Source organism: Faecalicatena orotica, assembly GCF_003149245.1.
GTDB lineage: Bacteria > Bacillota > Clostridia > Lachnospirales > Lachnospiraceae > Faecalicatena_A > Faecalicatena_A orotica.
On record NZ_QGDL01000005.1, the window covers coordinates 253,931 to 266,380 of the forward strand.

General features: G+C 45.6%; 9 protein-coding genes. 8 read left to right on the plus strand and 1 reads right to left on the minus strand.

What is annotated here, in order from left to right:
• The first annotated feature begins 3 nt into the window (after positions 1-3).
• The 7 genes from A8806_RS10070 to lgt are packed head-to-tail and all read left to right on the plus strand — an operon-like array spanning position 4 to position 7,193.
• Positions 4-747, plus strand: a complete 744-nt coding sequence (locus tag A8806_RS10070) for a Stp1/IreP family PP2C-type Ser/Thr phosphatase (protein WP_109731059.1) — start codon at positions 4-6, stop codon at positions 745-747.
• On the plus strand, positions 741-2,858 hold the full coding sequence (gene pknB, locus A8806_RS10075; RefSeq protein WP_109731060.1) for a Stk1 family PASTA domain-containing Ser/Thr kinase: 2,118 nt from the start codon (positions 741-743) through the stop codon (positions 2,856-2,858). The genes A8806_RS10070 and pknB overlap by 7 nt, the downstream gene beginning before the upstream one ends.
• Positions 2,859-2,861: 3 nt before the next feature.
• Positions 2,862-3,740, plus strand: coding sequence for a ribosome small subunit-dependent GTPase A (gene rsgA / locus A8806_RS10080; protein WP_109731061.1), 879 nt, complete (start codon positions 2,862-2,864; stop codon positions 3,738-3,740).
• 1 nt (position 3,741) lies between these two features.
• Entirely contained in the window at positions 3,742-4,404 is a 663-nt protein-coding gene (gene rpe / locus A8806_RS10085) for a ribulose-phosphate 3-epimerase (RefSeq protein ID WP_109731062.1), read from the plus strand.
• On the plus strand, positions 4,397-5,050 hold the full coding sequence (locus A8806_RS10090; protein WP_109731063.1) for a thiamine diphosphokinase: 654 nt from the start codon (positions 4,397-4,399) through the stop codon (positions 5,048-5,050). The genes rpe and A8806_RS10090 overlap by 8 nt, the downstream gene beginning before the upstream one ends.
• 51 nt (positions 5,051-5,101) lie before the next feature.
• Entirely contained in the window at positions 5,102-6,199 is a 1,098-nt protein-coding gene (gene ychF / locus A8806_RS10095) for a redox-regulated ATPase YchF (RefSeq protein WP_109731064.1), read from the plus strand.
• A gap of 46 nt (positions 6,200-6,245) precedes the next feature.
• Positions 6,246-7,193 (plus strand): prolipoprotein diacylglyceryl transferase, encoded by a 948-nt coding sequence (gene lgt / locus A8806_RS10100; RefSeq protein WP_109731065.1) that lies wholly within the window; start codon positions 6,246-6,248, stop codon positions 7,191-7,193.
• Between the two features lie 169 nt (positions 7,194-7,362).
• Here lgt and A8806_RS10105 read toward each other — a convergent pair whose 3' ends face one another.
• Entirely contained in the window at positions 7,363-8,220 is an 858-nt protein-coding gene (locus A8806_RS10105; RefSeq protein ID WP_109731066.1) for an Rpn family recombination-promoting nuclease/putative transposase, read from the minus strand.
• A 444-nt stretch (positions 8,221-8,664) separates the two neighbouring features.
• Between A8806_RS10105 and nifJ the strand changes: the two genes are divergently transcribed.
• Positions 8,665-12,207 carry a pyruvate:ferredoxin (flavodoxin) oxidoreductase gene (nifJ, locus tag A8806_RS10110; protein WP_109731067.1) on the plus strand — a complete coding sequence of 1,181 codons (3,543 nt, stop codon included), beginning with the start codon at positions 8,665-8,667 and terminating at the stop codon, positions 12,205-12,207.
• The last annotated feature ends 243 nt before the right edge of the window (positions 12,208-12,450 follow it).

Sequence of the window (12,450 nt, forward strand, 5' to 3'; positions counted from 1 at the left end):
GCTATGAAGACATTTTCCATTACCGATGTAGGAATGGTAAGACAAGTGAATCAAGATTATGTCTATACGACAGATAACGCTCTTGGACCTCTCCCAAACCTGTTTGTGGTGGCTGACGGGATGGGCGGGCATCAGGCCGGCGATTATGCTTCAAAATATACAGTAGAAGTTCTGCAGAGAGAATTAAAACAAAGCGATGAGGAAGACGTGGAAAAGGCCCTGGTTGCGGCGATCAAGACGGCTAACAGGGAGATTATTAAAAAAGCGTCTCAGGATTCCCACCTCAAAGGAATGGGAACAACTGTCGTAGCGGCTACAATCGTGAATCAGATGATGTATTTTGCTAATGTAGGGGACAGCAGGCTTTATCTGATCAATCAGGGAATAACCCAGCTGACAAAAGACCATTCTCTTGTGGAGGAGATGGTGCGTCTCGGCGGTATCAAGCCGGAGGAGGCAAAGCACCATCCTGACAAGAACATTATCACAAGGGCAATCGGTGCAAAGGACAGCGTTGAAGTAGATTTTTATGAGCACCGTCTGAAAAAGGGAGACATCATACTGATGTGTACAGACGGACTCAGTAATATGGTGGAGGATGAAGAACTCTTCCATATTGTACAGGGGGGCAGGGACATTGTGGAAGCCGCAGAGTCTCTGGTAGAAACAGCAAAAGAAAACGGCGGTACGGATAATATAGGGATTATCCTTGTAGAGCCGTTTGCGGATGAGGTGAGTATATGTTAAAAGAAGGAGTATTTTTAGGGAAACGTTATGAAATATTAGGGCGTGTCGGTTCAGGCGGTATGGCGGATGTCTACAAGGGCAAAGACCATAAACTGAACCGCTACGTTGCAATTAAGGTATTGAAAAGTGATTACCGCACAGACGAGGTATTTATCCAGAAGTTTTTAAGCGAGGCACAGGCTGCGGCAGGCCTGATGCACCCGAATGTGGTCAATGTCTACGATGTGGGCCAGGACCGTGGACTGTATTATATGGTCATGGAACTGGTTGAGGGAATCACTTTAAAGGAATATATTGAGAAAAAGGGAAGACTCACCGCTAAAGAAACAATCAGCATTTCTATTCAGATGGTGACTGGTATTCAGGCTGCCCATAATCAGCATATCATTCACCGTGATATCAAACCTCAGAACATCATCATTTCCAAGGAAGGAAAAGTAAAAGTAACCGATTTTGGGATTGCGCGGGCAACGACGTCCACCAAGACCATTAGTTCGAGTGTCATGGGTTCCGTCCACTATACGTCACCGGAACAGGCGAGGGGCGGCATTGTGGATGAGAAGAGCGATATCTATTCCGCAGGTATTACCATGTATGAAATGGTGACAGGCCATGTGCCTTTTGACGGTGACTCCACAGTAGCTGTTGCGATTAAGCATCTGCAGGAGGAGATTGTCTCCCCGGCGGAGGAAGTACCGGATATCCCGTACAGTCTGGAATGTATTATCATGAAGTGTACCCAGAAGAATCCGGAACGCAGATATCCGAACTGCCAGGCTCTGATTCTGGACTTAAAACGTTCCCTCGTCAGCCCGGATGGTGAATTTGTAAATATGTCTCTTTATTCGAATGATACCACGGAGACCGTCATGATGACGCCGGAAGAACTGGAACGCATCCAGGGACGCGGATATAATGATGATGATGAATATGACGACGATTATGATGATGATTACGACGATGATTACGACAGCGATGATTATGATGATGATTACGACTATGACTATGACGACGATGATGAAGACTACGAGGGCGGCGGGGACTACGAAGCTGACAGAAAGAAAAAGAGCGATGTAGACCCGAATACAAAAAAAATCATGAAGATTCTGATGATTGTCGCAGCAGTCATTATTGCGTTTATTATAATTTTTGCAGTTGGCAAGGCTGCCGGTATGTTTAAAAACGGAACAGGTACGACCCAGACAGAAACTACGACCAAAGTGAAGGTGCCTGATGTACGCGGAATGACAGTGGATGAAGCAACGACGACTTTGAGCAAGAAGAAACTTGGTATTAAGATTGCGAAGCAGGAAGCGTCGGACACCTATGAAAAGGGTACGATTATCAGGCAGGACCCGGAGGGTGATTCAAAAGTAGATAAGAATACGGAAGTCAGGGTTGTTGTCAGCACCGGAAAAGAAATCAAGACGGTTCAGGTACCTGATGTATCCGGTAAAGATGAAAATAGTGCACAGAAAGCTCTTGAGGCAAAGAATCTGGTTGTTGAATTCAAATCAGAGTATAACGACAGTGTGGATGAAGGAAAGGTTATTTCTACAGACCCTGCGGCAGGCACGGAAGTAAAAGAAGGAACAACCGTGACGATGATTGTGAGCCAGGGGGCAGAGAAGGCCACCGTTCCGACACTCGTGGGGCTGAGCCAGGAAGACGCAGACGCTGCACTGGCGGCGGCAGGGCTGGTTACCGGAAGTGTGACAGAGGATTACAGTGACCAGTATGAGGCCGGAATTGTAATGTCCCAGAAAACAAAAGAGAATAAGAAGGTAAACAAAGGGACAACGGTGGATTATGTGGTAAGCAAAGGACCAAAGGTAGAGAAGGTATCTGTACCGGGTCTGGGGAATATGACCTATGATATGGCTATGCAGGCATTATCTGACCGGGGCCTTGTCGGGAATGGAACAGAGGAATACAGCAATGTGACTGTCGGATATGTGGTGTCACAGTCAGCACCGGAGGGTACTATGCTGGAAAAGGGCTCAACAGTTAATTTTGTAATAAGCCTGGGGCCAAAACCGTCGGAAGTTCCTGAAAATCCGGATAACGGAAATGGAGATGGCGGTAATTCAGATTATACAGAAGGTCAGTAATATATGCAGGGAAAGATAATAAAGGGAATTGCCGGATTCTACTACGTTCACGTAGTAGAATCCGGTGTTTATGAGTGTAAAGCAAAAGGTGTATTCCGCAAGGAGAAAATAAAACCGCTCGTAGGAGATAATGTTGAGATTGAAGTGCTCGACGAGTCAGAAAAAACAGGGAATATCACAGAGGTCCTGCCAAGGAAGAATGAACTGGTCCGGCCTGCAGTGGCGAACATTGATCAGGCACTGGTTGTATTTGCCGTTACTGAACCGGAACCGCATTTCAATCTTCTTGACAGGTTTCTGGTTATGATGGAATGCAAAGAGATTCCGGTTGTCCTGTGTTTTAACAAAAAGGACATTGCAAGCAAGCCGGAGCTTGCCTCCCTTCAGGAAATCTACCGCGCCTGCGGATACCAGGTAGTCTTTACGAGTGCACTGAATCAGGAAAACATAGAGGAAGTCGGGAAACTGCTTTCCGGTAAGACGACAGTTATCGCCGGTCCGTCCGGGGTCGGGAAGTCTTCTCTGATCAATCTGCTGCAGAGCGGGGTGCAGATGGAGACGGGCAGCATCAGCAGGAAAATAGCCAGAGGGAAGCATACGACCAGACATTCCGAGCTGATTACAATAGATGAAAATTCATATATCATGGACACACCGGGTTTCAGTTCCCTGTATGTCAATGATTTTGATAAAAGCGAACTGAAGTACTACTTCAGGGAATTCGCACCCTATGAGGGAAAATGCAGGTTCAGTGGATGTGACCATGTCCATGAACCGGGATGTGCGGTAAAGGAAGCATTGGAAGAAGGGAAGATCCATCCTGTCCGCTATGAGGATTACCTGGAGATGTACCGGGAATTACAGGAAAAGAAGAGGTATTAGTATGAAGAAGATATTAGCACCATCCATATTGTCAGCAGATTTTAAGGTACTGGGGGATCAGATACGCACGACTTCGGACAACGGGGCAGAGTATCTGCATTTTGATGTCATGGACGGCATGTTTGTGCCAAGCATTTCTTTCGGCATGCCGGTTCTGCAATCCATTCAGGGGGTGAGCAGTCAGGTGATGGATGTCCATCTGATGGTGACCGACCCGATCCGCTATGTAGAAGCCTTCAAAGAGGCAGGGGCGGAAATCTTAACCGTGCATCTGGAGGCGTGTGAGGATATTCAGGCTGTGCTTGATAAAATCCATGCATGCGGTATGAAAGCAGGTGTGTCTGTGAAGCCGGCTACTCCGGTGGATGCGCTTCTGCCGATTCTTGACCAGGCGGAAATGTTCCTGATTATGAGTGTAGAGCCGGGATTCGGGGGACAGGCTTTTATTCCGGAATCACTGGATAAGATCCGTGCTTTACGTGCACTCCTGAATGAGAAGGGGCTGGATACGGATATCGAGGTAGACGGCGGCATCTATCTGACGAATGTGAGGGAGGTTCTGGATGCGGGTGCCAATGTGATCGTGGCAGGCTCCGCGGTATTCAAAGGGAACATCGGTGAAAATGTAAAAGGATTTATGGAGATATTCAAAGAAAATGAGTAAACGAACAGTGATTGTCAGCGGCGGTCTTCTGGAAGAGGATTTTGTAGTTGATATCTTAAAAGACGAAGAAACAGAATTTATAATTGGTGTGGACAGCGGTCTTAGCTTCCTGTATGAACATGGAATACTGCCGGACTATATTGTCGGGGATTTTGACAGTGCACCGGAAGAGATCATCACGTACTACAAAGAAGAGACAAAAGTGCCGGTCCGGGAGTTTAACCCTATCAAAGATGCCTCTGATACAGAGATTGCACTCAGGCTCTGCCTTGACCTGCGCCGGCAGAATATATTAATCCTCGGCGGGACAGGCACAAGGCTTGACCATGCGTGGGCGAATGTCCAGACACTGAAGATTGCCCTGGATGCGGGGGCAGACGCCAGAATCGTGGACAGGCATAATCAGATCCGGCTTCTGGACAGAGATTTTGTACTGAAAAAAGAAGAGGCGTTCGGACCATATTTTTCAGTTTTCCCACTGGACGGCACGGTAGAGAACTTCTGCCTGAAGGGCGCCAAATACCCTCTTAACCACCACGCACTGACGCCGTTTGACAGCCTCTGCGTGAGCAATGAGATCGCGGGGGACGAGGTAGAGATTACATTCCCGTTCGGGGTGGTCGTGCTCATGGAGACGCGGGACTGAAATTAAATCTAATCAAATAATGCACTATAAATATAAGGAGTACAAAGAATTATGAAATTAGGAATTGTTGGTTTACCCAATGTAGGAAAGAGCACGCTGTTTAACTCACTGACGAAGGCAGGCGCAGAATCTGCGAACTACCCGTTCTGCACAATCGACCCAAATGTGGGGGTGGTAACAGTACCGGACAAGCGTCTGGATGTTCTGGGAGAGATGTATCATACGAAGAAAATCGTTCCGGCGGCCATTGAATTTGTTGATATTGCGGGCCTCGTAAAAGGTGCTTCCAAAGGGGAAGGACTGGGGAACCAGTTTTTGGCCAATATCCGTGAGGTAGATGCAATTGTACATGTTGTCAGATGCTTTGAAGACAGTAATATCGTTCACGTGGACGGGAATATCGATCCTTTACGTGATATTGAGACGATTAATCTGGAGCTGGTCTTTTCTGATCTGGAAATTCTGGAGAGAAGAATCGCAAAAACGACAAAGGTTGCAAGAAACGATAAGGTGGCAGCAAAAGAGCTTGAGCTTCTGGAGCGTATCAAGGCACATTTGGAAGATAATAAAATGGCAAAGAGTTTTACGACAGATGATGAGGATGAGCAGGAATGGCTGGGCAGTTATAATCTTCTGACAGCAAAACCGGTTATCTTTGCGGCTAACGTGACAGAAGACGATCTGGCAGATGATGGTGCGTCCAATGCAGGGGTTCAGGCTGTCCGCGAGTATGCGGCACAGGAGGACTGTGAGGTATTCGTCGTATGTGCACAGATTGAGCAGGAGATTGCCGAACTTGATGATGAAGAGAAGAAAATGTTTTTGGAAGATTTAGGTTTAGAAGAGTCAGGACTGGAAAAACTGATAAAGGCAAGTTATCATCTTCTGGGCCTGATCAGCTATCTGACAGCAGGCGAACCGGAAGTCCGCGCGTGGACGATCACAAGGGGGACCAAGGCACCGCAGGCAGCCGGAAAGATCCATACAGACTTCGAACGCGGATTCATCCGCGCCGAGGTAGTCAGCTACGATGACCTGATGGCATGCGGCACACATGCGGCAGCGAAGGAAAAAGGTCTTGTCAGACTGGAAGGAAAAGACTATGTAGTACAGGACGGGGATATCATCTTATTCCGCTTCAATGTATAAAAAATAAAATTGTAGTTCCAAGCAGCATAGAAAGGGAGCATGAAATATGCACTATAACATTAATTTTCCACATCTGGGAATCCATCTGGACCATGTCGGAAAATCCATCACCGTATTCGGTTTCGAGATCGCGTATTACGGGATTATCATAGGCACGGCGATTCTGATCGGTTTCCTGATCGCCACACAGGAGGCTAAGAGAACGAGACAGAATCCGGAAAATTATCTGGATATGGGAATCATTGGCGTGATCTGCGGTATCGTTGGTGCCAGACTCTTTTTTGTCATATTTTCCTGGGATATGTACAAAGACGATCTTCTTGAAATCTTCAACACCCGGCATGGCGGTCTGGCAATTTATGGAGGAGTTATAGCGGCAGTCATCACTGTGTTTGTGTATGCCCGTATAAAACGGCTGAGTGCCCCCCAGATATTCGATACAGTAGCAATGGCTCTGGTCAATGGCCAGATGCTTGGCCGCTGGGGAAACTTCTTTAACAGAGAAGCCTTCGGAGAATACACGGACAACCTCTTTGCCATGCAGCTGCCGCTGGATGCGGTCAGAAGCGGGGATGTGACAGAAACGATGCGCAGCCATATACAGGTAATTGACGGCATCAGCTACATTCAGGTGCACCCGACATTTCTCTATGAGTCTCTCTGGTGCTGTGCCATACTGATCATTCTGTTTGCCTATAGAAAACACAAAAAATACGAGGGTGAGCTGTTTCTCATTTACCTGTTCGGATATGGTCTCGGCAGAGTCTGGATAGAAGGCCTGAGAACGGACCAGCTCCTGATCCCCGGACTTGGCTTCCCGGTATCACAGCTTCTCGCCGGTACCATCGTAGTCGTAACAGGGGCTATGCTGCTATACTGCAGAAAGAACCATAAAAGAATGCCCTTTTTAAAAAGCGGCAAAAAATATGAACCAATGCCTGACAAACCTGAAGGAAAAAAACGGCCAAAGGCAAAGGACAGGCTCTTTAAGTAGAAGCCCAAATATTGAATACATTTCTGGAGACTGTTATGATCTGAAAATAGATGGAAAAACCACCCACAAGTGGCTTGACCTGTGGAAAAAGTAGAAAAACCACCCTGATACTGGTTAAAGTTTTTTTAGGGTGGTTTTTCTATATGTCTGCATTCGGAATGATACAAGGTTATTCTAATATTTGATTCACTTTATCTATACTCATGTTACAGATGTCAGCAATTTCTTCCTGAGATTTGCCCTGCATGTATAGTTTGAAAACCTGACGGGCCTCCTGAACCCCCATACGTATTCCGGCTTCTTGCCCAGCTTTCAGTCCTCTTTTTTCAGCACTGCTGATCTGGGTATTATAATCCTTCAATGCCTTTTCCCGGGCCTCATATTCCAGCCGTTTCTTTTCATCGGCACTCAAATGGAGCAGTGTATTGTATGCTTCATCAAGATATTCGTTTGTTTTAGCCATAGTTTGAAACTCCTCTCTGCTTTCACCACTGAAAAACTTCATCCATGCAAGAACATCCTCACTGGTCTTAACTTCCGGGGGCAGCTTTTTCAACTCCAGTATCTGAAGCTCCATTTTATCGGAATACAGATTATAGGTGCTGTCGTCCCGGAAATGGATCCTGCGGTAACACTCTTTGTCGTTCGGAAAATGGATAAAATCTAAAATACTTACATGGATACATTTCTGCAGGTTTTCATAGGATTCGCCTTTGCGGATCTGACTGTCAAACATCTTACTGAGGTAGAACATGGCGCGTTCGTCCCAGTATTCAAAGTATTTGACCTGCATTTCCATATTCATCTGCGTCCCGTTCTTAAGCAGTACACGTACATCCATGATTCCCAGCTTATCATCAGCCGAGTCTCTCGGTAGCAGCGTGGGCAGAAGAACCGTATCTTCGACTTCGTCCGGGGGCAGGTTCAGCAAAGCTGAAATGAAGCCCTTCCTGACTTTGGGGTTCTGCATCAGTTCCTTGAAACAAAAGTCCACAGTGGGTAACATAATAAAGTTGTTTTTGCTCATAAATTGAAATCTCCTTTCCTGTGCAGAAAACGAAAGGTACACATGTAAGGAGTTCTTCTGATTTACTATTATCATATCACGAAATACAGATATGTAAAAGACAGGAATACCTTCAATATGTAGTGCCCGGAGTTGTTTTCTGCGGTTCTAATAAGTGATTAATTGGGTAAACCGGCGAACTGCCGATTGAAAAATGAAAGGTGAATACCTTTCGAAGTTTCTGACGAGAGTATATCACGAGATAAGGGAAAGGGCAATTAGGCAATTTGACGAAATTTATGCCGCAATATTGCTCTGCGGCTATGACGCATGGCGTTCCCTTGTACGGGAAAATAAACAAAAAAATGGGACAGGTTCTATAGACTTTTGGACTTTTTGGCGATATAATGAAAGCACATGTGAAAAAATAAACTTTTACAATGTAATTTTAAGGAGGAACAACAAATGGCAAGAAAAATGAAGACCATGGATGGTAACCAGGCAGCAGCTCACGTTTCATATGCGTATACAGAAGTTGCAGCAATTTACCCGATTACACCATCATCAGTTATGCCGGAACATATCGACGAATGGGCTACCGAGGGCAGAGAGAACATTTTCGGACAAACTGTTCAGGTAACAGAGATGCAGTCTGAAGCAGGTGCAGCCGGAGCTGTGCACGGTTCTTTAGCAGCAGGAGCTTTGACAACTACATTTACAGCATCTCAGGGATTACTTTTGATGATTCCGAACTTATATAAAGTAGCAGGTGAACAATTACCAGGAGTATTCAACGTTTCAGCACGTGCCATCGCAAGCCACGCACTGTCAATCTTCGGTGACCACTCAGACGTTTATGCCTGTCGCCAGACAGGGGCTGCTATGCTCTGTGAATCCAGTGTACAGGAAGTTATGGACCTGACAGCAGTTGCTCACTGTGCAGCACTCGAAGGAAAGATTCCTTTCATTAACTTCTTCGACGGATTCAGAACATCTCACGAGATCCAGAAGATTGAGACATGGGATTACGAAGATCTGAAAGACTTAGTAAACATGGACGCTATTGATGAATTCCGTGCACACGCGCTGAATCCTAACCACCCATGCCACAGAGGTTCCGCTCAGAACCCTGATATCTTCTTCCAGGCAAGAGAAGCATGTAACCCATATTACGATGCTCTTCCGGGAATCGTTCAGAATTACATGGACAAGGTTAATGAAAAGATCGGAACAGACTATAAGCTGTTCAACTACTATGGAGCAGAAGATGCAGAGCGCGTAATCGTAGCTATGGGATCTGCATGCGATACAATCGAAGAGACAATCGACTACATGCTTGCAGCAGGCGAGAAAGTCGGCGTTGTAAAGGTTCGCCTGTACAGACCATTCTGTGCAGAAGCACTGATCAATGCAATTCCTGACACTGTTAAGACAATTTCTGTACTTGACAGAACAAAAGAGCCGGGAGCACTCGGAGAGCCATTATACCTTGATGTAGTTGCAGCACTCAAGGGATCAAAATTCGATGCTGTACCTGTATTATCAGGACGTTACGGATTAGGTTCAAAAGATACAACACCAGCTCAGATTGTAGCTGTATTTAATAACACAGAGAAAGCAAAATTCACAATCGGTATCGAAGATGATGTGACACACCTGTCTCTGGATGCAGGCGCTCCGCTTGTTACAACTCCTGAAGGAACAATCAACTGTAAGTTCTGGGGACTTGGAGCAGACGGTACTGTCGGAGCTAATAAGAACTCCATCAAGATCATTGGTGATAATACAGATATGTACGCTCAGGCTTACTTTGACTATGATTCAAAGAAATCCGGCGGTGTTACAATGTCTCACTTACGTTTTGGTAAGAAACCGATCAAATCAACATACCTGATTAAGCAGGCTAACTTTGTAGCATGCCACAATCCGTCTTATATTGACAAATACAACATGGTTCAGGAACTGGTTGACGGAGGAACATTCCTTCTGAACTGCCCTTGGGACATGGAAGGTCTGGAGAAGCACTTACCGGGACAGGTAAAAGCATATATTGCCAGCCACAACATTAAATTCTACACAATCGACGGTATCAAGATTGGTAAAGAAATCGGACTTGGCGGACGTATCAATACAGTCCTTCAGTCAGCATTCTTCAAACTTGCAGCTATCATTCCGGAAGAAGAAGCGATCGACCTGATGAAGAAAGCAGCTAAGGCTACTTATGGAAGAAAAGGTGACAAGATTGTACAGATGAACTATGATGCAATCGATGCAGGTGCTAAGCAGGTTGTAGAAGTAGCTGTACCGGAGAACTGGAAAGATGCAGCAGATCAGGGACTGACAACACCTCACGTTGATGAGAACGGAAAGAAAGATGTTGTTGACTTTGTTAAGAATATCCAGGCTAAGGTAAATGCTCAGGAAGGTAACTCACTTCCGGTATCAGCATTCAAGGATTATGTAGATGGTTCTACACCGTCAGGTTCTTCAGCATATGAGAAACGTGGTATTGCAGTTGACATCCCGATGTGGAAGCCAGAGAACTGTATCCAGTGTAACCGCTGTGCATATGTATGCCCACATGCAGTTATCCGTCCGGTTGCCCTGACAGAAGAAGACATGGCTAAGGCTCCGGAAGGACTTGCAACACTCGACATGACAGGTATGCCGGGAATGAAGTTTGCAATCACTGTATCTGCTTATGACTGTACAGGATGTGGTTCATGTGCTAACGTATGCCCGGGCAAGAAGGGTGAAAAAGCACTCGTTATGGAGAACATGGAAGCAAACGCAGGTGTTCAGGAATACTTCGACTTTGGTACAGAGATTCCTGTAAAACCAGAAGTTGTTACTAAGTTCAAAGAGACAACAGTAAAGGGAAGCCAGTTCAAACAGCCTCTGCTTGAATTCTCAGGAGCATGTGCTGGATGTGGCGAGACACCTTATGCTAAATTAATCACACAGTTATTCGGTGACAGAATGTATATTGCAAATGCAACAGGATGCTCCTCTATCTGGGGTAACTCTTCACCGTCTACACCATATACAGTAACACCAGAGGGCAAAGGACCGGCATGGTGCAACTCTCTGTTCGAAGATAATGCTGAGTTCGGATACGGTATGCTGCTTGCCCAGAACACAATCAGAGACAGACTGAAAGGCAAAGTAGAAGTTCTTGCAGAGAACGCAGAAAATGCTGATGTAAAGGCTGCTGCTCAGGAATACCTTGATACATTTGGAAGCGGGGCAACAAACGGAACAGCTACAGATAAACTGGTAGCAGCTCTGGAAGCTTGCGGATGCGATTCAGCAGATAAGGCTGAATTACTGAAAGGAAAAGATTTCCTTGCTAAGAAGTCACAGTGGATCTTCGGTGGTGACGGATGGGCTTATGATATCGGATTCGGCGGTGTTGACCACGTATTAGCAAGCGGAAAAGACATCAACATCATGGTATTCGATACAGAAGTTTACTCCAACACAGGCGGACAGTCCTCTAAGGCTACAAAGACAGGTGCAACAGCACAGTTTGCAGCAGGCGGAAAAGAAACAAAGAAGAAAGACCTTGCCGGAATCGCAATGAGCTACGGTTATGTATACGTAGCACAGATTGCTATGGGTGCTGATTTCAATCAGACAGTAAAAGCAATCGCAGAGGCAGAGGCTTATCCGGGACCATCACTCATCATCGCTTACGCTCCATGTATCAACCACGGAATCAAGAAGGGTATGAGCAAAGCTCAGACAGAAGAGCAGTTAGCAGTAGAGTGCGGATACTGGAACAACTTCAGATTCAATCCTGCAGCAGAAGGCGCTAAGTTCACACTGGACAGCAAAGAGCCAAAACAGGAAGAATATCAGGCATTCCTTGACGGAGAAGTTCGTTACAATGCCCTGAAGAGAGCTAATCCGGAAAAAGCTGAGAAACTCTTTGCACAGAATGAGAAGGAAGCTATGGAAAGATATTCTTACCTGAAGAAACTCGTTACTCTTTACGGAGAAGAATAAGAAGCATGATTGCTTTTTATCCGAGAACTGAGTAAAGGATTCAAAGGTATCAATCAAAGGACCTTACTGATTTCCACGTCAGTAAGGTCCTTTTTTGATTGTGTCTGCTGCGAGAGAAATTGGTTTATGCAATATGACGAATAAAAAAGTGTGCTATATTTATGTGTGAGTTAAAAAATGACAAAAACAGAATGAAAACATACATGGAGAATGTGCATAATTACTGATAAGATCTTGTTATAA